This is a genomic window from Streptomyces luteosporeus, assembly GCF_039532865.1.
In the GTDB taxonomy this organism is placed as follows: Bacteria; Actinomycetota; Actinomycetes; order Streptomycetales; family Streptomycetaceae; genus Streptomyces; species Streptomyces luteosporeus.
In genome coordinates this window covers 1-24,745 of the sequence record NZ_BAAASL010000012.1, presented here as the reverse complement: position 1 = coordinate 24,745, position 24,745 = coordinate 1, and the positions used below count along the sequence as shown (strand labels likewise).

20 protein-coding genes are annotated in these 24,745 nt (G+C 74.6%); 6 read left to right on the top strand and 14 right to left on the bottom strand.

Features of this window, described 5'->3' with window-relative positions; translation table 11 throughout:
* Window positions 1-16: 16 nt before the first annotated feature.
* The 13 genes from ABD361_RS17270 to ABD361_RS17210 all read right to left on the bottom strand — a co-directional run bounded on the left by ABD361_RS17270 (window position 17) and on the right by ABD361_RS17210 (window position 17,553).
* Window positions 17-1,291: a cytochrome P450 gene (locus ABD361_RS17270; protein ID WP_344436230.1), complete on the bottom strand. Its 1,275-nt coding sequence runs from the start codon at window positions 1,289-1,291 to the stop codon at window positions 17-19.
* Between the two features lie 5 nt (window positions 1,292-1,296).
* Complete coding sequence (locus ABD361_RS17265) at window positions 1,297-2,337, bottom strand: SRPBCC family protein (protein ID WP_344436229.1); 1,041 nt, start codon at window positions 2,335-2,337, stop codon at window positions 1,297-1,299.
* Between the two features lie 154 nt (window positions 2,338-2,491).
* A complete protein-coding gene (locus tag ABD361_RS17260) occupies window positions 2,492-3,856 on the bottom strand; it encodes a glutamine synthetase family protein (RefSeq protein ID WP_344436228.1) in 1,365 nt (454 codons plus the stop codon).
* Window positions 3,853-5,655, bottom strand: coding sequence for an IucA/IucC family protein (locus ABD361_RS17255; RefSeq protein ID WP_344436227.1), 1,803 nt, complete (start codon window positions 5,653-5,655; stop codon window positions 3,853-3,855). Before ABD361_RS17255 ends, ABD361_RS17260 begins: the two co-directional genes overlap by 4 nt.
* 7 nt (window positions 5,656-5,662) lie before the next feature.
* Complete coding sequence (locus ABD361_RS17250; protein ID WP_344436226.1) at window positions 5,663-6,985, bottom strand: MFS transporter; 1,323 nt, start codon at window positions 6,983-6,985, stop codon at window positions 5,663-5,665.
* On the bottom strand, window positions 6,982-8,358 hold the full coding sequence (locus ABD361_RS17245) for a lysine N(6)-hydroxylase/L-ornithine N(5)-oxygenase family protein (protein ID WP_344436225.1): 1,377 nt from the start codon (window positions 8,356-8,358) through the stop codon (window positions 6,982-6,984). The genes ABD361_RS17250 and ABD361_RS17245 overlap by 4 nt, the downstream gene beginning before the upstream one ends.
* Window positions 8,355-10,154, bottom strand: coding sequence for an IucA/IucC family protein (locus ABD361_RS17240; RefSeq protein WP_344436224.1), 1,800 nt, complete (start codon window positions 10,152-10,154; stop codon window positions 8,355-8,357). Before ABD361_RS17240 ends, ABD361_RS17245 begins: the two co-directional genes overlap by 4 nt.
* Window positions 10,155-10,181: 27 nt before the next feature.
* Window positions 10,182-11,438 carry an alanine racemase gene (locus ABD361_RS17235; RefSeq protein ID WP_344436223.1) on the bottom strand — a complete coding sequence of 419 codons (1,257 nt, stop codon included), beginning with the start codon at window positions 11,436-11,438 and terminating at the stop codon, window positions 10,182-10,184.
* Window positions 11,439-11,716: 278 nt separating this feature from the next.
* The gene (locus ABD361_RS17230) at window positions 11,717-13,177 is read right to left on the bottom strand and encodes a pyridoxal phosphate-dependent decarboxylase family protein (protein ID WP_344436222.1); all 1,461 of its coding nucleotides are present in this window, start codon (window positions 13,175-13,177) and stop codon (window positions 11,717-11,719) included.
* On the bottom strand, window positions 13,174-14,526 hold the full coding sequence (locus tag ABD361_RS17225) for a diaminobutyrate--2-oxoglutarate transaminase family protein (protein ID WP_344436221.1): 1,353 nt from the start codon (window positions 14,524-14,526) through the stop codon (window positions 13,174-13,176). The genes ABD361_RS17230 and ABD361_RS17225 overlap by 4 nt, the downstream gene beginning before the upstream one ends.
* Before the next feature lie 134 nt (window positions 14,527-14,660).
* Entirely contained in the window at window positions 14,661-15,524 is an 864-nt protein-coding gene (locus tag ABD361_RS17220; protein ID WP_344436220.1) for an ABC transporter ATP-binding protein, read from the bottom strand.
* Complete coding sequence (locus ABD361_RS17215; protein WP_344436219.1) at window positions 15,521-16,618, bottom strand: FecCD family ABC transporter permease; 1,098 nt, start codon at window positions 16,616-16,618, stop codon at window positions 15,521-15,523. The genes ABD361_RS17220 and ABD361_RS17215 overlap by 4 nt, the downstream gene beginning before the upstream one ends.
* Window positions 16,615-17,553, bottom strand: a complete 939-nt coding sequence (locus ABD361_RS17210; RefSeq protein ID WP_344436218.1) for a FecCD family ABC transporter permease — start codon at window positions 17,551-17,553, stop codon at window positions 16,615-16,617. The genes ABD361_RS17215 and ABD361_RS17210 overlap by 4 nt, the downstream gene beginning before the upstream one ends.
* A 199-nt stretch (window positions 17,554-17,752) precedes the next feature.
* Here ABD361_RS17210 and ABD361_RS17205 point away from each other — a divergent pair, with 199 nt between their 5' ends.
* Window positions 17,753-18,766, top strand: coding sequence for an ABC transporter substrate-binding protein (locus ABD361_RS17205; protein WP_344436439.1), 1,014 nt, complete (start codon window positions 17,753-17,755; stop codon window positions 18,764-18,766).
* A gap of 77 nt (window positions 18,767-18,843) precedes the next feature.
* On the opposite strand, the gene ABD361_RS17200 is transcribed toward ABD361_RS17205, so the two are convergent.
* Complete coding sequence (locus ABD361_RS17200; protein ID WP_344436217.1) at window positions 18,844-19,677, bottom strand: (2Fe-2S)-binding protein; 834 nt, start codon at window positions 19,675-19,677, stop codon at window positions 18,844-18,846.
* Between the two features lie 288 nt (window positions 19,678-19,965).
* On the opposite strand from ABD361_RS17200, the gene ABD361_RS17195 reads away from it, so the two are divergent.
* The 5 genes from ABD361_RS17195 to ABD361_RS17175 all read left to right on the top strand — a co-directional run bounded on the left by ABD361_RS17195 (window position 19,966) and on the right by ABD361_RS17175 (window position 24,540).
* Complete coding sequence (locus tag ABD361_RS17195; RefSeq protein WP_344436216.1) at window positions 19,966-20,076, top strand: keywimysin-related RiPP; 111 nt, start codon at window positions 19,966-19,968, stop codon at window positions 20,074-20,076.
* Between the two features lie 23 nt (window positions 20,077-20,099).
* Window positions 20,100-21,983 (top strand): lasso peptide isopeptide bond-forming cyclase, encoded by a 1,884-nt coding sequence (locus ABD361_RS17190; protein WP_344436215.1) that lies wholly within the window; start codon window positions 20,100-20,102, stop codon window positions 21,981-21,983.
* Between the two features lie 36 nt (window positions 21,984-22,019).
* Complete coding sequence (locus tag ABD361_RS17185; protein WP_344436214.1) at window positions 22,020-22,274, top strand: lasso peptide biosynthesis PqqD family chaperone; 255 nt, start codon at window positions 22,020-22,022, stop codon at window positions 22,272-22,274.
* Window positions 22,271-22,705, top strand: a complete 435-nt coding sequence (locus ABD361_RS17180) for a lasso peptide biosynthesis B2 protein (protein ID WP_344436213.1) — start codon at window positions 22,271-22,273, stop codon at window positions 22,703-22,705. The genes ABD361_RS17185 and ABD361_RS17180 overlap by 4 nt, the downstream gene beginning before the upstream one ends.
* A 107-nt stretch (window positions 22,706-22,812) precedes the next feature.
* Window positions 22,813-24,540, top strand: a complete 1,728-nt coding sequence (locus ABD361_RS17175; RefSeq protein WP_344436438.1) for an ABC transporter ATP-binding protein — start codon at window positions 22,813-22,815, stop codon at window positions 24,538-24,540.
* Window positions 24,541-24,745: the final 205 nt, after the last annotated feature.

Below are 24,745 nucleotides of genomic sequence, written 5' to 3'. Positions count from 1 at the left end.
GGCCTCCCCTCCCAGTTCAGCGCCGGCGGATCTCGTCCGTCAGCGTCACGGTCAGGGACGAAAAGTCCCTCAGCGGTATGGAGCGGCGGCGCCCGGGCGGGCCGGCCAGGGCCAGCCCGGGCAGCTCGCGGTGCAGCCGGGGCAGCAGTGCCGTCATCTCCAGCCGGGACAGTCCGGCGCCCAGGCAGTAGTGGATGCCGGCGCCGAAGCTCAAGGGGGCGGCTCCGGCGCGCCCGGGCAGGAACCGGTCCGGCTCGGGGAAGGCGGCCTCGTCACGGCCGGCCGCGCCCAGCATGAGCCGGACCTGCGCGCCGGCGGGCACCTTCACCCCGCTGAGCACGACGGGTTCGGCGGCGAAGCGGATGCCGGGCGCGACCTGCACGGAGGGGTCGTACCGCAGGGTCTCCTCGGCGAAGGCGGCCGCCTGCCGCTCGGTGCCCTCGAGCCAGTGGCCGAGCTCCGGCCGGTCGATCAGCGCCAGCAGGGCGTTGTCGATGCCGGTGGCCGTGGTCTCGAAGCCGGCCGACCACAGCGTGAACAGCAGGGTGCGCAGTTCGTCGTCGCTCAGCCGGTCGCTGTCGTCGTCGTGCACCGAGACCAGTGCGGAGACGAGGTCGTCGCGCGGCGTGCGCCGCCGGTCGGCCACCAGCTGGCTCATGTAGGTGCCCAGTTCGCGGAAGGCCGCGTCGGCGGCGGCCACCGCCTCGGGCGTGGCCGCGGGGTCCACCACGTTCATCATGGCGGGCACCAGCACGGCGAGGCGGGACCGGTCGGCGTGGGGCACGCCCAGCAGGTCGGAGATCACGTGCAGCGGCATGGGCACGGAGACCGCGGCGTGCAGGTCCACGTTCTCGCCGGCGCGCAGCCGCTCGGCGGCCTCGGTCACCAGGCGGCCCGCGAGGTCCTCGATGCCGGCGCGCAGGGAGCCCACCCGGCGGGTGGTGAAGTCGCGGCCGATCAGGCCGCGCAGCCGGGTGTGCTTGGGCGGGTTGCTGCCGACCAGGGAGGTCACCAGCACCTCGTACGCCTCGTGTCCGACCGCCAGCGGGAACATCCGGGCGAGGGCGTCCTCGGGCACGCCCGGGAACAGTTCGGGGTGCTTGAGGACGTGCTCGACGTCGGCGTACCGGCTGATCAGGTGGGCGCCATAGGCGCTGGGGTGGACGGGCGCGTGCGTGCGCAGCCAGGCGTACAGGGGGTAGGGGTCGAGGTGGGCGGGCGGCGAGAGCAGCAGGTCCAGTACGTCGCGTCCGCTCTCCAGCGGGTTGGGGCCGGTGTCGTCGGCGGGCATGTTGATCACGCCCAGCCGTGCGGTCGGGCGGGGCTGGGCTGCGGCCCCACGAGTTGCTGCGCGCGCACCATGGCGTCGCGGAAGAAGCCCGCGACGACGCGGCGTTCCTCGCGCTGCACGGCGGCCGGGACGTTCTCCCAGTTGTCCACGAAGATCTGCAAGAGGCTGCGGTCGAGTCCGGCGGGCTCGATGTAGAGCTTGCCGCCGAGTTCCTGGGGCCACGAGGCGCGCCGCAGGCCGAACTCCAGCCACGGCAGGTAGGAGGGGAACTCCTGGTTGGGTTCGACGTGCCGGTGCACGGTCATCTCGGCGATGCCGCTCGCGTCCCCCATGACGAGTACGAGCGTGGAGCCGGGGGTGAGGTCGCCGCGGCGCCGCTGGAGCCAGTGCCGCAGGGCCCCGGGCGTGGTGAGCGCGTCCCAGGCGTCGTAGGGTGCGGCGGCGAGCTCTATCTGGACGTAGGGGCCCATGCGGCGCCAGGGCCAGCGCCAGGTGGTGCCGGTGCGCAGGTAGGCCGCGAGCTGGTCGAGGATGCCGGGCCAGCCGTTGCCGTTCCAGGACCGCCAGTCCGACGGCGGGTTGAGGGATTCCTCGGTCGCGGTCAGCTGAGTGCCGCCGGCGACGCCCGCCAGCTCCCAGGTCACCCTGGTGGCCGGGCCCACTCCGGCCCAGCGCCACAGGTGGCGGTAGAGCGCCCGGTCGGCGCCGAAGGGCGGCGTGACCTCCTCCGTGCGGCACTGGAAGAACTCGCCGTCCTCGAAGTCGAGCAGGTACTCCTGCTGTTTACGGGCCGGGGTGCCGCGGCACTCGGCGAGCCAGTGGCGGATGTGTTCGGGCTCGGTCAGGGCCTGCCAGACCCGCTCCAGGGGCTCCGGCAGCTCGGCGCGTGCGACGATGCGCTCCCACCGGTCCTGGGCGATGGAGCGTGCGGGCGCGGCGTTGAGCACGGGAAAGCGCTCGCGGGCCGCGTCCGGTTCGAGGTCGGAGAAGTCGGGCCAGGCTGACGGGCCGGGTACGGGCTCGTGTGGAGCCGATGGTGTGGACACGGCAACCCCCCGTTGGCACGCGTGGAAGCCAGAAGTGACGCGTGGACACGTTACGGGTTCGCCCCCGTGCCGACTTCTCGCAGATTGCGCAACAAGCGGGGCCACCGGGAAGGGGATTCCGGTGGCCCCGCGTCCGGGGGACGGGTCGCGGTGACTACAGCCGCTCGAAGCCGCGCACGCGCTCCCAGTCGGTGACCGCGCTCTCGAACTCCTCCAGTTCCGTGCGGGCCGCCCGGGCGAGGTGGGCGACGACATCGTCGCCGAACGCCGCGGCCGCGAGCGGGCTGTTCTCCCAGCGGTGCAGGGCCTCGGTGAGGGTGGCCGGCAGGCGGGGGACGGCGGGGTCGGCCAGGGCGTTGGAGGCGTGCGGGGCCGGCAGGGGCAGTTCGTTCTCGATGCCGTACAGGCCGGCCGCGACGGCGGCGGCCGTGGACAGGTAGGGGTTGGCGTCGCCGCCGGGGACGCGGTGCTCGATGCGCAGCCCGTGGCCGGTGCCCACGACGCGTACGGGGCAGGTGCGGTTGTCGCGGCCCCAGCCGATGCCGGTGGGGGCGAAGGCGCCGGGGCGCAGCCGCTTGTACGAGTTGATGTTGGGGGCCATCAGCAGCGTGAAGTCGGCGAGGCAGGCGAGCTGGCCGGCGATGAAGTGCCGCATGAGGTCGGACATGCCGTCCTCGGCCGCCGGGTCGGCGAGGACGGCGCTGCCGTCCGTACCGCGCAGGGAGAGGTGGATGTGGCAGGAGTTGCCCTCGCCCGCGTCGAACTTGGGCATGAAGGTGACGGCCCGGCCCTCCTGGGCGGCGATCTGCTTGACGCCGTTCTTGAAGAAGACGTGGTTGTCGCAGGTGCGCATCGCCTCGTCGTAGCGGAAGACGATCTCGTACTGCCCGGGGTGGACCTCGCCGCGGGCGGTCTCCATGCGCAGCCCCGCCGTGGTCATCTCGCGGCGTATGCGGCGCACGAGCGGTTCGACGCCGGCCAGGCCCTGCAGGGAGTAGTCGACGTTGTAGCGGGTGGCGGGCTTCAGGTCGTGGTAGCGGCGCTCCCAGGCCCGGTCGTAGGAGTCGTCGAAGACGAGGAACTCCAGTTCGGTGCCGGCGAAGGCGGCAAGGCCCCGGGCGGCGAGCCGGTCGAGCTGCTCGCGCAGCACGCGGCGCGGGGCGACGCGCACCGGCTCGCCGCCCGGCCAGGTGGCGTCGGCGAGCACGACGGCGGTGCCGGGGTCCCAGGGCGGCATCCGCACCGTGGTGGCGTCGGGGCGCAGGAGGAAGTCGCCGAAGCCGGACTGCCAGGCGTCGATGGCGTAGCCGGGGCCGGTGTTCATCTCGGCGTCGGTGGCGAGCAGGTAGACGCAGGCATGGAAGCCGCCGGCGGCCACCTCGTCGAGGAAGTACGGGGCGGCCAGGCGGCTGCCCTGGAGCCGGCCCTGCAGGTCGGGCACGGCGACGACGACCTCGTCCAGGCGCCCGGCCGTCACCTGCTCGCGCAGCTGATCGAAGGCGGGGGTGGGCACGCTCACTTGTCCTCCCCGGCGGTGGCGGCGGTGGCGAGCGGGTTGGCGACGCGGCCGTGGACGACGTCGAAGCCCTCGTCCTTCTCGGCGCGGTCGTGGAAGCCGCCGCCGAGCAGCTGCTCGCGGTTGAGGGCGACGCGGTCGAAGTCGGGGGCGAGCAGCCCGAAGTCGGCGGCGCGGCCGGCGAGTTCGGGGAAGCGGGCGTGGTAGCGCTCGATCTCGGCGCGGACCAGGGCCCAGAAGGTGTCCTCGGGTATGTGCAGGTGCTGCTCGACCAGCGGCGCGAAGAAGCGGAAGTGTCCGGCGAAGACGGCGCTGAGCAGGGAGTGGGCGAGCTCGTGGGCGGGCCAGCGCAGCAGGACCGCCTCGGCGCGCCGCGAGAGGGTGGCGTATTCGGGACGGTCCTCGGGCAGGAGGTTGACGTCCTCGGCGAAGTCCTTGACGGCGATGCCGATCGGGACGTTGCGGGCGTCGTAGAGGACGACGGTGTTCTCGCCGTGCGGGCAGAAGGCGGTGCCGTAGCGGTAGAGGTAGTGCAGCAGGCCGGGCAGCAGGGCGGCGAGGAACTTCTCCAGCCACGGGCGTGCCGCAAGGCCGGAGCGCTCGACCAGCTCGGCGACCAGGGCGCGGCCGTCGGAGCCGGTCGTGAGCAGGGCGGCCATGGTGCGGGCCTGCTCGCCCTCGCCGAGCAGGGCGCCCACCGGTTCGCGCCAGACGGCGCCGAGCAGTTCGTGGAAGCGGTACGGCGCGTCGGTGACCGCGTCGTACAGGGGGTGGGCGACACAGACCGCGGCGACCTCGCCGAGCGGGTGGAAGCGCAGCTCGTCGCTCAGGTAGGGGTCGTTGGCGCGGACGGCGTGCAGCCAGGCGCTGACGTCGGGCGCGGCGTGCGTGGGCTCGGTCTTCAGGCCGCGCCAGACCAGGGTGTTGCGGATGAGCAGGGGCACCTTGACGTTGCGGCGGTGCGGGTGGTCGAGGTTGGCGAGGGTGCGGATGGACTGCAGGGGGCGGTAGCGGTCCGGGCCCTCGCCGAGGCGGACGATGCGGCCTTCGGCCAGGTAGGGGGCGAAGAGGGTCTCGACGGCCTCGTCCCAGTGGAAGGGGTGCACCGGCAGCCACACGAAGTCGGAGGGTTCGTACGGTCCCTCGGCGCAGGCGGCCGCGAGCACGCCGGCGAAGCGCTCGCGGACGTCGTCGTCGAGCTCCTCCTTCAGCAGGGTGCCGGCGTCCAGGCCGGGCACGCCGGAGTAGGCGGCGAGCGAGGTGTGGACGGCGGCCCACGTCAGGTGGACGGCGTCGGCGGTCTCGGGGGCGTAGGCGACGAAGTCGGCGGCGGAGAAGCCGAGGCGGCCCTTGTTGAGCAGCATGCAGGGGTGGCCGTCCTGGTGGGCCTCCAGGTCGAGGTGGTCCAGGTCGGCGAGGGCGGCGGCGGGCAGGGCGCGGGCGAGGGAGGCGGCGTCGGCGCGCCGGGTGGCGGTCAGTTCGCGCAGCACCTCGGCGGTGGTGGGGCCGTCCCAGCCGAGCACGGGGCGGGCGTCGAGGAGCAGCAGTTCGGGGCCGGCCTCGCCGTCGGCGGGGGCGGGGTGGCGTACGGGCGTCCCGGTCAGACGCCAGGTGCCGAAGGTGCCGCGGGTGGCGTGGAAGGTCCAGTGGACGCCGCCGGGGAAGTCCAGGCGGTAGGCGTCCGCGCCGCGGGCGGGCTCGGGTGCGGGGGTGAGCAGTTCCTCGTAGGCGAACTCCTCGACGGCCTTGACCAGCAGTCGGCGTCCTGCCTCGGCCCAGGTGGTGCGGGAGGGGCGGTTCATGGGGTCGTTACTCCTTGGCGTGGACGGGCAGGCCGTCGGGGACGGTCACGGCGCGGTCGGCGAGGACGAGTTCGCGGTGCGCGACGGGGGCGGTGGCCGGGGCGGCGGCAGCGCGCCGGGCCGGGGCGAGGGAGGTCACCGCGACGCAGGCGAGGGCGGCGGCGGCCACCGTCAGGGGCAGGGCGAGGTCGTGGGAGACGACGGCCGCGGAGATCAGGGGTGCGGCGAGCAGCCCGGCGGAGCGCACGGTCTCCACGGCGGTGAAGGCGGGGCCGGCGGTGCCGGTGGAGTGGAACATGCGCATCTCCACGGCGACCTGGGCCAGGCCCAGGCCCAGCCCGGCCACCAGCCGGCCGCTCACCAGCGACGGCAGTGAGGTGGCGGCGTACTGCCACAGGAAGCCGCCCGCGCACACCAGGGCGGCGACCGGCAGCAGCCGGTGGCCGAACCGGTCGTGGCAGCGGCGGGCGAACGGCAGGGTGATCAGCGCGCCGACGCTGGGCAGGAAGAACAGCACGGCGCCGCCGGTGGAGCCGCTGCCCAGGTCCTCGGCGAACTCGGTGAAGAACGGCCGGGCCACGGCGAGCGCGAAGTCGAAGGCCACGCCGATCAGGGCGGCCCGGGCCAGCAGCGCCCACCGGCTGCGGCCGCCTGCGGCGGGGGCGGCAGGGGCGGCAGGGGCCTGGGCGGGCTTGTCCTCGCGGGCGGGCAGCCGGCGCAGCACCCGCAGGATGAGCACGGCGAGGACGACGTCGACCACCGCGAAGGCGGACACGCCCAGGCGCGGGTCGGGCAGGGCGAGCACGCCGGCGCCCACCAGGGTGGCCGCCACGGCGGCGACGTGGAAGACGACGACGATGGAGCGGACGGCGGCCAGTTCGGCGTGCTCGGCGTCGCTCTGCTCCCCGGCCGCCTTGCGGGTGTGCTCGGCGATGAAGGCCGGGTAGGCCAGCAGCAGCGCGGCGTTGGCGGCGACGGAGGCCGCCGACAGGGCGGTGAAGGCGGCGTAGCTGGGCGCGAAGCCGAGGACGAGGTCCACCGCGGCGGCGGCGCACAGTCCGGTGGCCACGAGCTGGTGCAGGGGCCGGCGGCGGGCCGCCAGCCCCCACAGCGGCAGGGCGACGAGCCCCACGATGCGGCAGATCCACAGGTACAGCCCCGTCGCCCCGGGGTCGTCGACGCCGTACAGGCGCTCGAAGAGCTGGGGCAGGAAGGGGGCCAGTGCGGTCTCGGCTATGAGGTAGAGGGCGATCACCGCGATCAGGACGGCCCGCAGCGGCAGGCCCGATCGCGCGGGGGCCGCTCCCCCGGCCTGCCGGGCCGCGCTCATCGCAGGGTCCCGACCGGGTCGGCGTGGTGCGGGGCCGTGGCGGGAGCCGCCGCGCCGGGGGCGCCGAAGGTGGTCCAGGCGGCGCGGTCGGGCACGGGCAGCACGGTGCGGCCGCACACGGCGTTGAGGATGGTGGCCGCGCGCCAGGCGCCGAGGGTCAGGTCGGGGGCGCCCACGCCGTGGGTGTGCATCTCGGCGTTCTGGACGTAGAGGGAGCCGCCGACGCGCGGGTCGAGGCCGACGCGGTAGTGGCCGTCGACGCGGTAGCGGCCCTTGGGGTCCCAGTCGACGAGGTCGGCGAGCGTGTCCAGGAAGGCGGGCCGGGTGGCGGCGTAGCCGGTGGCGGCGACGATCGCGGAGGTACGGAAGGTGAACTCGCGCTCCTGCGGGGCGTGGCGGCAGGTGAGCAGGTAGCCGTCGCCGTCCTCGTGGACGGCGGTGAGCTCGACGCCGGGGTGCAGGTCGGCGCGGGGGCGGCCGCCGCCGATGGTGCGCTCGTACAGCTCGTCGTGGATGGCGCCGAGGGTGTCGGCGCTGACGCCCTTGTACAGCTGCCACTGCTCGCGGACCATGTGCTCGCGGCGGTCCTCGGGCAGGTGGCGGAAGTAGCGGATGTAGTCGGGGGTGAAGTGCTCCAGGCCGATCTTGGAGTACTCCATGGGGGCGAAGGCGGGGGTGCGGGCCAGCCAGCGGGTGAACGGCCCGCCCAGGCCCTCGCCGTCCTGGTGGCGGATGAGGTCGAGGACGACCTCGGCGCCGGACTGGCCGGCCCCGATGACGGTGACGTCGTCGGCGGCGGCCAGGGCCGCGCGGTGGGTGCGGTAGTCGGCGCTGTGCAGGACGCGGCCGCGGTGGGCGTCGGTCAGCAGCGGCCGCAGCGGCTCGGGCACGACCGGGTCGGTGCCGACGCCGAGGACGACCTGGCGGGCCAGGACGCGGGTGGTGGTGCCGTCGGCGCGGGCGTAGGTGACGGCGAAGGCGTCGGCGCTCTCGTCCCAGGCGACGGCGTCGACGCGGGCGTCGAAGCGGCAGGAGGGCAGGCGTTCGGCGACCCAGCGGCAGTAGTGGTCGTACTCGCGGCGCGGGATGAGGAAGCGCTCGGAGAAGAAGAAGGGGAACATCCGCTCGTGGGAGCGCAGGTAGTTCAGGTACGACCAGGGGCTGGTGGGATCCGCCATGGTCACCAGGTCGGCGAGGAAGGGCACCTGCAGCGTGGTGCCCTCCATGAGCAGGCCGGGGTGCCAGGAGAAGGCCGGTTTGGCGTCGAGGAAGAGGGCGTTCAGGCCGGGCACGCCGTCCGCGAGGGCGGCCAGCGACAGGTTGAACGGACCGATGCCGACGCCGAGAAGGTCGTAAGGGGTGTTCTCGCTCACCGCAGGGCCTCCGCGAGGGGGTTGGGAAGGTCGATGTAGACGGACTGGGTGTGCACGTCGCCGACGAGTTCGTCGAGTCCGTCCACGCAGGTGAGGTAGTTGGCCTTGCAGCGCAGGACGGGCGCGTCCAGCAGCAGGCCGAGCAGGCCCTTCGCGCCGGGCTCGGTGGCGCGCAGCCGCTCCAGGCGGGCACGCAGCACGCGCAGCAGGTCCTCCTCGGCGGCCAGCTGCTGGGCGCCGAGGGAGCCGATGACGCCGAGGAGGTTGCTGATGTAGAGGTAGTAGCCGACGCGTTCGTCGACGAAGGCGTCGTCGAAGACGAGCTCGACGTCGTCGGTGGCGCCGGGCAGCAGCCGTTCGATCTCGGCGGCGCGCGAGCGGGCGAGGTAGTAGCCCTGGCTGTCGCGGTACCAGCCGGCGGTGGGCAGGCCGTCCTCGCCGAGGGCGACGAGGGTGTTCTGGTGGTGCGGTTCGAGGGCGATGCCGTAGCGGGCCTGGAGGCGGATCAGCGGGACGGCGAGCACATCGAGGTAGTACTCCAGCCAGCGCGCGGCCGCCTCGGCCACGGTGGTGCCGTGGGTGCGCGCGGCCCGCTCGACGGCCTCGGCGAGCAGGGTGCGGTGCCGGGGCGCGCTGCCGTCGCCGGGGCCGGTGCGCTCGGCGAGCAGGCCGGCGACGCACAGGCCCTCGCCGGCGGCGCCGCGGAAGGGGTTGTCGCGGATCGCGGTCTCCAGGCCGGTCTCGGCGCCGGAGGTGCCGGCGGAGACCCAGGCGAAGTCGCGCAGGATCGCGAAGTCGGGGTGCTCGGCGCGCAGCCAGTCGGCGGGGCCGGCGGCCAGCAGCCGGGCGGCGCCGACACCCAGGCGCATCTCGCCGCGCAGGTTGTTGCGGCGGGAGTTGGTGATGCGCATGCCGAGGGAGAGCTTGAGCATCACGTCGGCGTCCGGGCGGTGGACGGTGCGCACGGAGGACGTGGGGTGCCAGGGCGCGCCGCCGGGGCCGAGCGGGGTCAGCAGCCCGTCCTCGACCAGGGCCCGCACCTCCGGGCGGCGCAGCACCTCGCGGGCCTGCCAGGGGTGGGCGGGGACGGGCACGGTGCCCTCGGGCAGCGTGACGCCGGCGGCCAGCGGGCGCAGCAGGTCGGCGACGGGCCGGCCGTCCCAGGTGCCGCCGGCGACGACGTCGGGGTGGGCGGCGAACCAGTGCAGGGCGAAGGAGCCGCGCAGCTCGGGCGAGTACGCGGCCAGTTCGTCCTCGGACGCCTCCTCGCGGCTCTTGGGGGCCGGGTGGAAGGGGTGGCCGAGCAGGAGGGCCTGTTCGGCGTCGAGGAAGGGGGTGGGGCCGGTGGTACCGGCCGCTTCGGCGCGGCGGGCGGCGAGGTGGGCGGCGACGCGTCCGGCGGAGTTCAGGACCCGGCCGACGGCGTCGGCGCCCAGGTGGGCGGCGAGCCCGCGGCCGGTGGTCGACTCGCGGATCGCGGCGGCGGCGACCAGGGCGGCGTCGGCCGGGGCGGGTACGTCGCCGGTGCCGTCGACGACGGGCGCGCCGAAGCGGTGCCAGCCGGTGGCCGAGCGGTGCCGGACCGGCACGCGCAGCCGCAGGGCGCTGGCGGGGAAGTCGAGCAGCATCTCGGTGCCGGCGGCGGGCACGTCGGTGGCGCTCTCGCGGACGTAGGCGCGCAGCAGCGTCTCGGTGGCGGCGAAGTCGGCGGCCTGCCGGGCGTCGGGGTGGTCGAGCGGATCCGGTACCGGTGCCGGTGCCGTGGGCGGGTTCGGCGGGTTCGGCGGGAGGGTCATCGCGGGTGCTTTCGGGCGGCGTGGGCGTCAGAGCAGGATGCGGTCGGCGACGGGGTGGCCGAGGAAGGAGTGCATGGCGAACTCCCAGCCGTAGGAGCCGGCGCAGGGGAAGACGGCGATGTCGCCGGCGCGCACGCGCTCGACGCGCACGTCGCGCAGCAGGGTGTCCTCGGGAGTGCACAGCTCGCCGACGAACGTCACGGGCACCCCGGCGGCCTCGGGGCGCGGGCAGCCCTCGGGCCAGTCCTCGACGGGCAGGACGGCGACGTTGTGGACGATGTCCCAGGAGGTGGGCAGCTGGAAGTGGTTGATGCCGCCGCGCAGGGCGGCGAAGGAGGTGCCGTAGGAGTGCTTGACGTCGGTGACCTCGGCGGCGTACCAGCCGCAGTCGGCGACGAGGAAGCGGCCGGGCTCCAGGGCGACCTTGACGCCGCCGGGGGGCGGGGTGGCGGCCAGCAGTTCGCCGAAGCGGGCGACGTCGAAGGGCCGTTCGTCCTTGAAGTCGGCCTCGAAGGCGACGCCGATGCCGCCGCCGGCGTCGATGTGGCGCAGGTCGATGCCGTGCTCGACCGCGGTGGCCACGCTCCACTCGATGCACCAGCGCAGGTAGGCGGCGTGGGTGGTGGCGTCGAGGTTGTTGGAGGCGGCGTGGATGTGGAAGCCGACGAGGTCGATGCCGGGCAGCTTCATGGCCAGGCGCACGGCCTCGGCGACGTCGGGCTCGGGTATGCCGAACTGCGAGGCCTCGCCGCCCATGTGGAGGGAGCCGGTCACGGGTATCTCGGCGGGGTTGACGCGCAGGGCGACGCGGGCGGTGGTGCCGAGCTCGCCGGCGATGCGGCTGATGCGGTGCAGTTCGAGCGGGCTCTCGGCGTTGATGGCCTCGACGCCGGCCTCGACCAGACCGGTCAGGACGGGCACGGACTTGGCCGGGCCGGCGGCCACGACGGGGGCCGGGGTGCCGGGGGCGGCGGGCTTGGCGGCGGTGGCGAGGGCCAGTTCGGACAGCGAGGCGACCTCGAAGCCGTCGACGTGCGGGGCGAGGGCGCCGACGATGCCGGGGAAGGAGTTGGCCTTGACGGCGTAGTAGACCGAGGCCCACTCGGGCAGGGCCGCGCGCAGCTCGCGGGCGCGGGCGGCGGCGACGTCGCCGTCGTAGACGTAGGCCGCGACGGGGTCGCCGCTGCGGGCGAGGTCGAGCAGACGGCGCTGCACGCGTGCCGGGAGGACGTCCTGGGCGTGGGCGGTGCGGGGTGCGGCGGACGGCGGGAGTTCTATGGACACGGCGGCTGCCTTGCTGCTTCGGGTGACGGGCGTACGTGGACGCTGGGCGCTTGGCCTTCGGGGATGGCACGGGGTGTCCGGCGGCATCCGGACACCCCGGCCAAGTTAGGCGAGCCTAAGCTAATTCATACGGTGAGACTTTCCAAGCGGGGCGCCCCGTAAGGGGCGCGGGGAACTGCGCGATCAGCCACTGACGGCCCGCAGCCGGGCAAGGCGCGATACCCCCCTGCGGGCGCGTCGTGGCTGATCGCGCAGTTCCCCGCGCCCCTGCAGGGCGGCTACGCCGCCATGCTGGCTGGGGCCAGGCGTTCCGCCTGCTCGGCGATGAGGTCGAGCAGAGGGGCCAAGTCGTCCCCCGTCGTGCTCGGGTGAAGCAGCGTCACCTTCAGCCACAGCCGCTGCCTGCCGTCGCCGTCCGCCACCGTGGCGCGGCCGAGAACGGCGCGGCCCTCCGCGAGCAGGTCGCGTCGGACGGCGGCGACGAGTTCGTCGCCGTCCGCGTCGGGCAGCGCGTCCGCCGCGGCCGGGCGGAACAGCACGGTGCTGATGCCCACGTCGCCGGGCCGGCGGCGCAGCGCCGGGTGGGCGTCGACGGCACGGGCGACGTCGGCCGCCGTCCGCACGCAGTGCTCCACCGTGGCGCCCAACCCGCGGCGGCCCAGGGCGCGCAGGGTGGTGGCGATCTTCAGTACGTCGGGTCGGCGCGAGGTCCTGATGGAGCGGCCGAGCAGGTCGGGCAGGCCCGCCTCGGTGTCGTCGTCGGCGTTGAGGTAGTCGGCGGTCAGGGCCAGCGGCTCCAGCACCTGTGCGTCGGCGACGGCGAGGACGCCCGCGGCGACGGGTTGCCAGCCGAGCTTGTGCAGGTCGTAGGTCACGGACACCGCGTGTTCGATGCCGGCCAGGCGGGGTGCCAGCGTGTCGCTGAAGAGCAGCGGCCCGCCGTAGGCGGCGTCGACGTGCAGCTCGGCGCCGTGGAAGCGGGCCACTTCGGCGATCTCGGGCAGCGGGTCGATCAGGCCCTCGTCGGTGGTGCCGGCGGTGGCGACGACCAGGGCCGGGCCCGCGCATTCGACGAGCGCCCGGTCCAGGGCCGCGGGGCTCATGCGCCCGCCGGGGCAGTCGACGACGAGCGGCGTGGGCAGGCCCAGCATCCAGGCGGCGCGGCGCACGCTGTGGTGGGCGTTGGCGCCGACCAGTACCTGCACCGTACGGGCGCCGGTGGCGCGGGCGCGCTCCCGGCCCAGCAGCAGGGCGACGAGGTTGGACTCGGTGCCGCCGCTGGTGATGACGGCGTCGGGGGCCGGGTGGTGGGGGTAGACGAGGCGGGCGAGGGCGGCGGTGACCTCCGCTTCGATGACCGCGGCGGCCGGCGCCTGGTCCCAGGAGTCCATCGAGGGGTTGAGGGCGGAGGCGACGAGGTCGGCGGCCGCGGCGACGGCGAGCGGCGGGCAGTGCAGGTGGGCCACGCAATGCGGGTCGGAGGGGTCGGCCGCGCCCTCGGCGGCGGCGCGGGCGACGTCGTACAGCGCGTCGGCCGCGCCCACGCCCTCCTCGGGCAGGACGGGGGTGCACAGGGCGCGGGTGCGGGCGGCGACCTGCTCGGGGCCGCCGGCGGGCAGCGGGCCGCCGCGGGCGGCGGCGCCGTCGGCCAGCGCGTCGAGCGCGATGGAGGCGAGCTTGCGCAGGGCGTACGGGGAGGCGGGGTCGGCCACGGCGTCGGCGCGGGTGGGCTCGTTCACGCGGCACGCTCCGCGGTGACGGCGGCGAGCGATTCGGCGATGCGGCCGAGCACGGAGTCGGCCTGCTCGTCGGTGAGGACGAGCGGGGGCAGCAGGCGCAGCACGGCGTCGCCGCGGCCGCCGAGTTCGCAGATCAGGCCACGCTCCAGGCAGGCCTGCTGGACGGCGCGGGCGAAGGCGCCGTCGCCGGGCAGGGAGCCGAGGGCGTCGGGTGCGGCGGTGGGGTCGACGAGTTCGGCTCCGATCATCAGGCCGCGTCCGCGCACCTCGCCGATCTGCGGGTGTGCCGTGGCCAGTTCGCGCAGGCCGGCGCGCAGGCGCTCGCCGAGTTTGGCGGCGCGCTCGGCCAGCTGCTGCTCGGCGACGGTGCGCAGGGTGATCTCGCCGGCGACCATGGCCAGCGTGTTGCCGCGGAAGGTGCCGGTGTGGTCGCCGGGCTGCCAGGTGTCGAGGTCGGGGCGGTAGGCGATGAGGGCGAGCGGCAGGCCGCCGCCGACGGCCTTGGAGGTGACGAGGATGTCGGGGGTGATGCCGGCGCGTTCACAGGCCCAGAAGTCGCCGGTGCGGCCGATGCCGGTCTGGACCTCGTCGATGATGAGCAGGATGCCGTGTTCGGCGGTGATGCGGCGCACTTCGCGCAGCCAGGCATCGGGGCCGGGGACGACGCCGCCCTCGCCCTGGACGACTTCGAGGATGACGGCGGCGGGCCTGCCCACGCCGCTGGAGGGGTCGGTGACGAAGGATTCCATCAGGCGGGCGGAGAGTTCGCCGGCCTGTTCGGCGCCGACGCCGAAGGGGCAGCGGTAGCCGTAGGGGTAGGGCAGCCGGGTGACGGGCTGGGCCTCGGCCGGGCCGAACTCGGCCGCGCCGCGGCGCATCCGGCCGGGGCCGGAGACGGAGGAGGCGCCGAGGGTCATGCCGTGGTAGGCGCCGGTGAAGGCGAATATTCCCTGCCGTCCGGTGGCGTTGCGGGCCAGCTTGAGCGCGGCTTCGACGGCGTCGGTGCCGGCGGGGCTGCAGAAGTGCAGCTTGGCGTTGTTGTTCAGGGTGCCCGGCAGCCGCTTGAGGAGTTCCTCGGTGAAGGCGTCCTTCTGCGGGGTGATCATGTCGAGGGCGTGCAGGGGGGCGGCGGAGCCGATGACCTTCTGCAGGCCGACGATGACGTCCGGGTGGTTGTGGCCGAGGGCGAGGGTGCCGGCTCCGGAGAGGCAGTCGAGGTACGTGCGGCCGTCGGCACCGGTCACCTCGGCGCCGGCGGCGGCGACGGGCGCCACCGGGATGGACCGGGCGTAGGTGCGGGCAGCGGACTCACGTTGCGCCTGTCGGTCGAGGAGACGAGCACGCAGCATGGCGGGATCCTTCGGTCACGAGCGGGGTGGGCAGGCAGAGCGGCGCCGGTGGGTGGGAGCGGTTTCCCGCCACCCACCGACTTAGGTAAGGCTAACCTACCAAACCGTGGCCATGATTCCGCCCCGCCCGCGCCTCACGCCCCGTCAGCCGCCGTGCGGGCGTGCCGGCTCAGCGGGATGACCAGCGGGGCGCCGGTCTCCTCGTCGTGGCGCACCCGGGCGCTGAGCCCGAAGACCTCCTGCACCAGCTGCTCGGTGAGCACTTCGGCGGGCGCGCCCTGGGCCACCACGCGCCCGTCCTTCATCGCCACCAGCCGGTCGGCGTACCGGGCGGCCAGCGAGAGGTCGTGCAGCACCACGACGACCGTGCGGCCCGTGCTCAGATGCAGCTCCCGCACCAGGTCGAGCACCTCGATCTGGTGGGCGAGGTCGAGGTGGTTGGTGGGCTCGTCCAGCAGCAGCAGCTCGGTCTGCTGGGCGAGCGTCATGGCGATCCAGGCGCGCTGGCGCTGGCCGCCGGAGAGCTCGTCCAGCGTCCGCCCGGCCAGCTCGTACATGCCGGTGGCCCGCAGCGCCTCGGCGACCGCCGCCTCGTCGTCGGAGGACCAGCGCCGGTACCAGCTCTGGTGGGGGTGCCGCCCGCGCGCCACCAGGTCGGCGACGGTCAGCCCCTCGGGTGCGGCCGGGGACTGCGGGAGCAGGCCCACGCGCTCGGCCACCTCGCGGGTGGGGATGCGGTGGATGGGCGTGCCGTCCAGCAGGACGTGCCCGGCGGTGGGCTTCATCAGCCGGCCGAACGCCCGCAGGAGGGTGGACTTGCCGCAGCCGTTGGGCCCGATGACGGCGGTGATGCCGCCGTCGGGGACGTCGAGGTCCAGCTCCCGGACGACGGCCCGGTCCCCGTAGGCGAGCGTGAGGCCCTCGGCCCGCAGGCGCACCCGGCGCCCGGCGCCGTCGCGGACGGGGGACGCTGCGGGGGTGCGGGTGATCTCGGTCATGACGTGCGGGCCCTTCCGCTCCGAATGAGCAAGTACAGCAGGTACGGGGCGCCCAGTGCGGCGGTGAGGATGCCGACGGGCAGTTCGACGCTTCCGAAGGCGGTGCGTCCGAGCACGTCGGCCCACACCGTCACCGCGGCGCCGATCAGGGCCGAGGCGAGCAGCGGCGGGGTGCCGGTGCGCACGAGGCGGACCGCCAGCTGCGGGCAGGCCAGGGCGACGAAGGCGACGGGACCGGCGGCCGCGGTCGCGGCGGCGGTCAGCAGCACCGCCGTGAACAGCAGCGCGACGCGCGTCGCGGTCATCCGTACGCCCAGGCCGCGGGCGGTGTCCTCGTCGAAGACGAGCGCGCCGAACGGGAAGGACAGCATCAGCGCCACGGGGCCGAGGACCGCGAGCGTCCAGGCGGCCGGGCGCATCGACTCCCACGAGGCACCGTTGAGGCTGCCGTTGAGCCACAGCAGCGCCCGGCCGGCGTCGACGATGTCGGCCTTGAGCAGCAGCCACGACAGCACGCTGGTCAGGACGGCATTGACGCCCACGCCCACGAGCAGCACCCGGTAGCCGGACAGGCCGCGCCGCACGGCGAGCACGTAGACGGCGACGGCCGCCAGCAGGCCGCCGCCCATGGCCGCGGCGGGCAGGCCGGCCTCGGCCAGCGCGCCGCCGACACCACCGCCCGCGCCGCCGAGGACGATGACCGTCACCGCGCCCACGCCCGATCCGGCGGTGATGCCGAGGATGTCGGGGCTGGCCAGCGGGTTGCGGGCCAGCCCCTGGACGACGGCACCGGCCAGCGCGAGCGAGGCGCCGACCACGGCGCCGGTCACCGAGCGGGGCAAACGCAGGTCGAGGACCACCATGCGGCTGGTCTCGTCGCCGGCGCCCAGCAGGGCCTTCGCCACGTCCCCCAGGGGGATGCCGACGTCCCCGCGACCGCAGTTGACCAGCGTGCCGAGCAGCAGCACGGCCAGGGCCAGCAGCGGGACGGCGACGGTGCGCGGCCGCCAGACCGCGGAGAGGGGGCCCGCCCTCAGCGGGGAGCGCCCGGGGACGGCCGTCGATTCCTGCACGGATTCCTGCACGCTGCTCATATCCTCACCGCCTGGCGGCGGCGGACGAGATGGATGAAGACCGGCGCCCCAATGAGCGCGAGCATGATGCCCACCTGGAGCTCCCCCGGGCGCGCCACCAGCCGCCCGAGCGTGTCCGCGACCAGCATCAGGGCCGCGCCGATGAGCGCGGCCTGGGCGGTGATCCAGCGGTAGTCGGGGCCGGACAGGTGGCGGGCGATGTGGGTGCCCACCAGTCCGACGAAGCCGATCGGCCCGCACAGGGCCACCGCCGTACCCGTCAGCAGGGTGATGGCGGCCATGCCCACGGCCCGGTTGAGCCCGATGCGCACGCCGAGCATGCGGGCCACGTCCTCGCCGAGGGAGAGGGCGTTGAGGCCGGGGGTGTTGAGCGCGGCGAGGACGAGGCCGGCCGCGATGAAGGGCAGGGCGTCGGCCACCAGGCCCAGCGGCTGGCCGCTGACGGAGCCCACCGTCCAGAAGCGGTAGGTCTCCAGTGCCTGCCGGTCGAAGAGCACCATGCCGGCGGTCAGCGCCGTGAACAGCGCGTGCGCCGCCGCCCCGGCCAGGGCGAGGGTCACGGGCGTGGCGCCGCCGCGGGTGAGCGCGCCGACCGTGTACACGGCCGTGCCGGCGAGCGCGGCGCCGAGGAAGCCGAACCACACGTACCCGTACAGGCTGCTGACGCCGACGAGGAACAGCGAGGCCACCACGCCCGCGCCGGCGCCGGCACTGATGCCGAGCACCACCGGGTCGGCGATGGGGTTGCGGGTGTGGCCCTGCATCAGGGCCCCGGCCGCGCCGAGCGCGAGGCCGGCCACGAGGGCGGTCACGGTGCGCGGCATGCGCAGGGAGCGCACGATGACGTCGCCCTCGCGGCCCGAGGGGCTCCACAGTCCGTGCCACACCTGGCCGGGCCCGAGCGGTTCGGCGCCGAACGCGATGCTCAGGACCACCGCCAGGAGCAGCGCTCCGGCCAGTCCAACGGTCCACAGCCGGCGGCTTCTTGCCCTTTCGGACGCAACCTGCCTGATGTCCCTCTGTACGGGTCGCGCAGGTAGCGCTTCGGTCACGATCCCCTCCCCGCGTCTTTCGGTCACTTAGGTGAGCCTATCCTTAGGACCGCACAACGCGCACAGAGAAGGGACCCCCGTGATGAGAGCCCGTTGGCTCAGCCGCTTCGGCCGTACCGTCGGCGCCGTCGCCGTGACCGCAGGTCTGCTCGCCACCGCCGCCTGCGGCGGCGGCTCGGACAAGAATACGGACGATCAGGGCGGCAAGGGCACGGCCGCCTCGGGCACCGCCTTCCCGCGCACGATCGAACACGCCATGGGCAGGACGCAGCTCAAGCAGGCCCCCAAGCGGATCGTCGCCCTCGACATGACGTTCGTGGACGCCGCACTGGCCCTGCAGGGCAACATCGTCGGCTACACCACCCTCGCCTCCCCCGACGAGAAGCTGCCCGCGTACTTCGGCAAGGACGCGGCCACCTACGGCGGCAAGGCGAAGCCGGTCGGCATGCTGGAGGAGCCCAGCCTGGAGAAGATCAAGGTCCTCAAGCCCGACCTGATCCTGTCGGCGAAGGTCCGTCACGAGAAGCTCTACAACCAGCTGTCGGCCATCGCGCCCACCGTCTTCACCGAGGACACCGGCGCGACCTGGAAGGACAACCTCAAGCTGGTCGGCAAGGCGCTCGGCAAGGAGAAGCTCGCCGACGAGAAGATCGCCGCGTACGACAAGCGCGCCAAGGCGATCGGCGACGCGGTCCGCAAGAAGAAGGGGTCCAACCCCTCGGTCTCCGTGGTGCGTTTCCTCGACGGCCCGACGCGCCTGTACAAGGAGGACACCTACATCGGCGTCATCGTCAAGGACCTCGGCTTCGACAAGCCGCAGGACGCCAAGGGCACCGGCTTCAACGCCGACATCTCCGAGGAGCAGATCAAGAAGGTCGACGCGGACGACATCTTCGTCACCGCCTACCCCGACCCGTCGGGGGCCGGCACGAAGAACAAGGAGAAGTTCCAGGCGAACCCGCTGTGGAAGCAGCTCAAGGGCCAGGTCCACGAGGTCGACGACACCACGTGGATGCTCGCCGTGGGCCTCTACGGCGCCGAGTCCGTCCTCGACGACGTCGCCAAGACGTACGGGGTGGACGGCGCCCGCGCCTGACGCGGCGACAGCAGGCCACGCGGCATGCGAAGGCCGGGCCTCCCGAGGGAGGCCCGGCCTTCGCATGCCGGCCGCGTTCAGGGGCGCTTGCGGCGCGGGCAGGTGGGGCAGACCGTCTGCGGGGTGATGGTGTACCACATGCAGCAGTTCACGCGCGTACGGGTGGACTCGCCGACCGCCTCCGCCTCGGGGTCGCCGCACGACGGACGGAACCCGGCCGCGCCCACGAACGGCGCGGTGCTGCCCGGCAGCAGCCGCTCGGCCGCGGCCACCGCGCGGCCCTCCTGCCCGATGAGGCGGCCCAGGTACCAGATGCCCTCGGCCAGTTCGTCGGTGGCCAGCCCCCACACGGCGCGGGGGCCGCGGCGCAGCAGCGGGCGGAAGGCCTCCAGGACCGGCCCGAGGTGGTGGGCCACCGCGCCGCGCAGCTCCGTGCGCAGCGCCTCCTCGTCCGCGACGACGCGGAAGCCCGGCAGGCCGGCGGCGGGGTCGTCCGGCAGGCAGGAGAGGTAGGAGGGGGAGACGGTCAGCGTGGCGGAGGCCGGGTCGTACCCGACGCCGCCGGGCCCGACCCAGGGCACGCGCCGCTCCAGGAACCAGGGGCCGCTCATGGTGACGGCGGCGAAGAAGGCGTACTGGTGCAGCACGTCGAGGGCCGCGACGTCGCGCCGGGGCGCGGTGCCGTGGCCCTCCTCGATCCTGCGGGCGGACGCCTCGACCAGCCATTCGCGCAGCGCCTCGTCCTTGACGAGGCGTTCGGCGGTGACGGGGTCGCCGTCGGTGCCGGCGCCGGCCCGCACCCGGACGACCGGGCCGAGCGCCTCGGCCAGCCGGGCGTAGGTCTCCTGCAGCACACCGGCCCAGGCGGGCGCGCCGAGCGCACCGGCCGTCCGGGAAGGAGCGACTGCCACCGCCACGAGGACCCCCTGCGCACGATTCGACATGGGCTTCGAATAGGTAAGCCTTACCTTAACAGTAGCGATCTCCCGGCGCGCCAGCCTCCCCTTCCGAACTCCCTTCCTCCGAACACGGGCGCAGCGGATATCTATGCGATTGCCCTTATGTATACGCACATGAGCGTATTGTCTGACCGCCGGGGTGCGCTGCTACGTTCTCCGTAGCAGCGAACCCCCTTGCACCAGGCGGGAGTTACGTCTGATGCAGGGCTGGTTCTCCCTCCCAAAAAAGAGGAGAAGCTCATGAAGAAGGCGTACGAGACCCCTGCCCTCACCCGGCGCGGCGACTTCCGCACGAAGACCGGCCTGCTGGCGAAGAACGGGAACGACCGCCTCATCTTCAGCAAGAACTGAGGCCGGGCAGCTGATCGCACGCCATGGCGTCATCGCATGATCATGCGGCGGCGGGCCGGGGCGGCGCGTGCTTCGCGGTCCTTCCGGACTGCGAGGACGCGCTTGCCGCGGCCCGTCGTCTGCCCCGCCGCCCCGGAACGCGCACCCTCGACCACCCCTCCGGCAGGCCCTGGATCACCGGTCACTGGAGCGACGAGGAGTGCACCACCGCCGCCACCCGGCGAGCCGCGCTCGCCGTGCTGGGCTGCTGCCCCGTCACCGCCGACGTACTCCGGCGCCACGCCGACCGGCTCACCGACCTCGCCCGGCTCGACGACCTCGCCCGCACCCTGCCCGGCAGCTTCCATCTGGTGGCCTCGCTGGACGGGCGGACGCGGATCCACGGCCCGGCCTCCGGCCTGCGGCTGGTCTTCCACGCGTCCGTCGAGGGCGTCCGGGTGGCCGCGAGCGCGGCCGACCTGCTCGCACGGGCCGCAGGTCACGGCCCGGACCCGCGCGAACTGGCCCTCCGCCTGCTGTGGCCCCTCCCCCACCCGCTGTACGAGACCTCCGTCTGGCAGGGCGTGAGCGCCGTCCCGCCCGGAGAGGCCCTGCACCTGTCGGCCGACGGGCGCACGGCCCACACCTCGCGCTGGTGGACGCCGCCCGAGCCGGTGCGCCCGCTGTCCGCCGGCGCACCGGCCGTCCGTCAGGCGCTCACCGACGCCGTGGACGCCCGCACCCGGCAGGGCGGAGTGGTCAGCTGCGACCTCTCCGGCGGCCTGGACTCCACGTCGGTGTGCTTCCTGGCCGACCGCTCCCCCGCCCACGTGATCGCCAACACCTGGCCCGGCCGCGACCCCGCCGACGACGACCTCGCCTGGGCCAAGAGGGCGGCGGGCCACCTGCCCGGCGTCGAGCACGTCGTCTGGGACGCCCACGCCTCCCCCCTGGTCTACACCGACCTGCTGGACATCGACGACCCCATGGACGAGCCGACCATCGGCGTGATGGACCGGGCCCGCGTGCTGCACCACCTGCCCGCGCTCAAGGAGCGCGGCTCCCGGCTGCACCTGACCGGCATCGGCGGCGACCACGTCGCCTGGTGCTCGGAGGCGTACTACCACCGGCTGCTGCGCCGCCGGCCGCTGCTGGCCCTGGGCCGGCTGCGCGGCTTCAAGGCCCTGTTCACCTGGCCGCTGTCCGGCATGACACGCGCCCTGGCCGACTCGCGCCCCTACGGCAGGTGGCTCGCCGACGCCGCGGACCGGCTGTACGGCCCGCCGCCGGCCCCCGTGGCGGGCGCGCTCGGCTGGTCCTCGCCACCGCGGCTGTACGACTGGGTCACCCCCGACGCCACCGCCCTCGTGCGCGGGGCCATGACCCGGGCGGCGGCCACCGCCCGTCCGCTGCACCCCGACCGGGGGCTGCACGCGGACCTGGAGGCGATCCGCACCTGCACCCGGATCATCCGCCTGTGGGACGGCATGGCGGCCCGGGCGGGCCTGCCCATGGCCTCGCCCTTCTTCGACGACCGGGTGATCGAGGCCTCCCTCGCCGTCCGGCCCGAGGACCGGGTCACCCCCTGGGCGTACAAGCCCCTGCTCACCACCGCCATGCGCGGCATCGTGCCGGACGAGTGCCTGGCCCGCACCAGCAAGGCGCAGGCCTCCATGGACGCCGCCGACGGCCTGCGGCAGCACCGCGGCGACCTGCTCGCCCTGTGGGAGGACTCCCACCTGGCCCGGCTGGGCCTGGTCGACCCGGAGCCGCTGCGCGCCCTGGCCCGCCGCCCGACCGCTCCCGGACTGCAGGACGCGATCCTCTACACCACCATCGCCTGCGAGGTGTGGCTGCGCGCGCAGGCCCGCGACACCGACCGCGACACTCCGCCGGCCCCCGGCCCGGCGCAGCAGCCCACGGCGTAGCAGCCCACGGCGAAGCAGGAGAAAGGGGTACGGCACATGGCACTGCGGCTCAGCGCCGGCATCTGCACCGCCACCACCGCATACGGCACCGTCCTGCTCGACCAGCACAGCGGGGAGTACTGGGAGCTCAACCCCTCCGGCACCCTCGTCGTCCGCACCCTGCTCGACGGCGGCGACGAACGGGACGCGGTGGACGCGCTCGTCGCGGAGTTCGACATCGACCGCGCCCGGGCGACCCGGGACGTCCTCGCGCTCACCGAGCAGCTGCGCACCTGCGGACTGGCCTCGTGAGCACCCCCAGCGCCCTGACCCGGCCCACGGACGTACCGCTCGGCCGGCGCCTGGGCGCCCGGGCCGTGCTGCCGGCCGCCCTGCTGCTCGCCCGGCTGCGCCCCCACCGCATCCGGGCCGTCCTGACCCTCCTGCGCCGGGGGGCCACCCCGGCGACGGCCGACCGGGCACAGGCCGCCCGGGACGCGCTGTGCGCGGTCAGCCTCCACTGCGCCGGGCCCCAGGGCTGCCTGCCCCGCTCCCTGGGCGCGGCACTGCTGTGCCGCCTGTGGGGGGTCTGGCCCACCTGGTGCACCGGCGCGCGCGTCGTGCCGCCCTTCGCCGCCCACGCATGGATCGAGGCCGAGGGCCGGCCGGTGGGCGAGGGCGTGCCCGACGACTACTTCAGCCGCCTGCTGACCGTGCCACCCGCGGACGGGGGTGCCGGGTGACCGGAGGACTCGCCACCGACGCCGAGGCCCGCCCGGACCGGCCGGACGGGACGGCGCCCCCGCCCGACCGGGGCCGGGACAAGGCCGGCCCCGGGGCCCTGGCCACCATGGTGCGCCTGACCTCCGGCCACCGCCCGGCCGTCGCCGCCGCCACCGGGCTCACCCTGGCCGGCTCGGCACTGGGCCTGGCCCAGCCGCTGGTCGCCCGGCGCATCGTGGACGCCGCGGGACAGGGGGGCCTGCTGTGGCCCGTGCTGCTCCTCGTGGGCCTGTTCGCGGGCGAAGCCGTGACCGGCGCGGTGGGCCGCTTCCTGCTCGAACGGATGGGGGAAGGCGTGATCCGCACCCTGCGGCACGGCCTGGTCTCCCACCTGCTGCGCCTGGAGATGCGCACGTACGGCGAGCACCGCAGCGCCGACCTGATATCCCGGGTCACCACCGACACCACCGTCGTCCGGGAGGCCACCGCCCAGGCCGTCGTCGACATGGTGACGGGGTGCCTCGTCTCCGCGGGGGCCCTGGCCCTGATGGCCTGGCTCGACCCCGTCCTGCTCCTGCTGGTCGCCGTCACCCTCGCCGCCGCGGCCGCGGTGGTCGCCTGCCTGGTCTCGGGACTGCGCAGCGCCGCCGAGCACGCCCAGGGAGCCGTCGGCACCCTCGCCGCCGATCTGGAGCGGGCGCTCGGCGCCCTGCCCATGGTGCGGGCCCACTGCGCCGAGGCCCGCGAGGCCGAGCGGATCGGCACGCGCATCGACGCCGCGTACCGCACCGGCGTGCGCACCGCCAAGCTGTCCGCCGTCATGAACTCGGCGGCGGAACTCGCCATCCAGGGGTCCTTCCTGGTCGTCCTGGTCATCGGCGGGCTGCGCGTCGGCGACGCCGGCTCGCTCGGCAACCTGGTGGCCTTCCTGCTGTACGCCTCCTACCTGGTCGTCCCGCTCTCCTCCGTCTTCCACGCCGTCGGCCTCGTCCAGCGCGGCATGGGCGCCTACCGGCGCATCGACCAGGCACTGCGCCTGCCCCAGGAGCCCGCCGGCCGCACCCGCCCCCCGGCCCCGGCCCCCGTGCGCCGGCCCGCCGGGGCCCTCACCCTGCGCGACGTCCACTTCGGCTACCGCCCCGGCCGGCCCGTCCTGCGCGGGGTCTCCCTGTCCGTACCGCACCACGGCCAGATCGCACTGGTGGGCCGCTCGGGCGCCGGCAAGACCACGATCTTCTCCCTCGCCGCCCGCTTCTACGAGCCCCAGGAGGGCGTCCTGCTCTTCGACGGGCGGCCCGCCCCCGAGATGACCCGCCGGGAATGCCGCGAGCGCATCGCGCTGGTCGACCAGAACACCCACGTCGTGCACGGCACCCTCTGGGACAACATCACCTACGCGGTGCCCGGTGCCGACGCGGCCGAGGTCGACCGGGTGGTGCGGCTGACCAACCTCACCGACGTGGTCGAACGCCTCCCCGGGGGGCTGGCCTGCAACCTCGGCGAGCGCGGGGCCACCCTCTCCGGTGGCGAGCGCCAGCGCGTGGCCCTCGCCCGCGCCCTGCTGACCCGGCCCTCGCTGCTGCTGCTGGACGAGCCGACCTCCCACCTCGACGCGATCAACGAGGCGGCGCTGAGCAAGGTCATGCGGGACATCGCCGGGGAATGCGCGCTGCTGGTCATCGCCCACCGGCTCTCCACTGTCCAGAACGCCGACCGCATCTACGTGCTCGACGCGGGGCGCGTGATCGCCTGCGGTACGCACCTGGAACTGCTGCGGCGCAGCGCCGCGTACCGCGAACTGGCCCACGCCCAGACGCTGCGCGGTACCGGCCCGGATTCCGGCTCCGTCGAGTAGCGCCTTCTTCGGCCGAGGGTGAGGCGGAGGGTGCCGGGATGTGAGCCCGCCCATGAGACCTGGATCACCTATGAAAGAGGGCCGTTGGTATCGGCCGACGTCGTGGCCCTGACGTGTGCTCGGGCACGAAAGAAGGCCGTATTGGGGGGCTTTGCCAGGGGTTTCGAGCGCCGCTAACAATGGCTGAGTCGCACGGCGCCGTCCG

Excerpts from the sequence above, each read along its gene's own strand:
- ABD361_RS17270 (WP_344436230.1), bottom strand. The coding sequence starts at position 1,291 with ATGCCCGCCGACGACACCGGCCCCAACCCGCTGGAGAGCGGACGCGAC.
- ABD361_RS17175 (WP_344436438.1), top strand. The coding sequence starts at position 22,813 with ATGGTGCGCCTGACCTCCGGCCACCGCCCGGCCGTCGCCGCCGCCACC.
- ABD361_RS17240 (WP_344436224.1), bottom strand. The coding sequence starts at position 10,154 with ATGACCCTCCCGCCGAACCCGCCGAACCCGCCCACGGCACCGGCACCG.
- ABD361_RS17215 (WP_344436219.1), bottom strand. The coding sequence starts at position 16,618 with ATGAGCAGCGTGCAGGAATCCGTGCAGGAATCGACGGCCGTCCCCGGG.
- ABD361_RS17250 (WP_344436226.1), bottom strand. The coding sequence starts at position 6,985 with ATGAGCGCGGCCCGGCAGGCCGGGGGAGCGGCCCCCGCGCGATCGGGC.
- ABD361_RS17185 (WP_344436214.1), top strand. The coding sequence starts at position 22,020 with ATGGCACTGCGGCTCAGCGCCGGCATCTGCACCGCCACCACCGCATAC.
- ABD361_RS17195 (WP_344436216.1), top strand. The coding sequence starts at position 19,966 with ATGAAGAAGGCGTACGAGACCCCTGCCCTCACCCGGCGCGGCGACTTC.
- ABD361_RS17190 (WP_344436215.1), top strand. The coding sequence starts at position 20,100 with ATGGCGTCATCGCATGATCATGCGGCGGCGGGCCGGGGCGGCGCGTGC.
- ABD361_RS17205 (WP_344436439.1), top strand. The coding sequence starts at position 17,753 with ATGAGAGCCCGTTGGCTCAGCCGCTTCGGCCGTACCGTCGGCGCCGTC.
- ABD361_RS17255 (WP_344436227.1), bottom strand. The coding sequence starts at position 5,655 with ATGAACCGCCCCTCCCGCACCACCTGGGCCGAGGCAGGACGCCGACTG.
- ABD361_RS17225 (WP_344436221.1), bottom strand. The coding sequence starts at position 14,526 with ATGCTGCGTGCTCGTCTCCTCGACCGACAGGCGCAACGTGAGTCCGCT.
- ABD361_RS17220 (WP_344436220.1), bottom strand. The coding sequence starts at position 15,524 with ATGACCGAGATCACCCGCACCCCCGCAGCGTCCCCCGTCCGCGACGGC.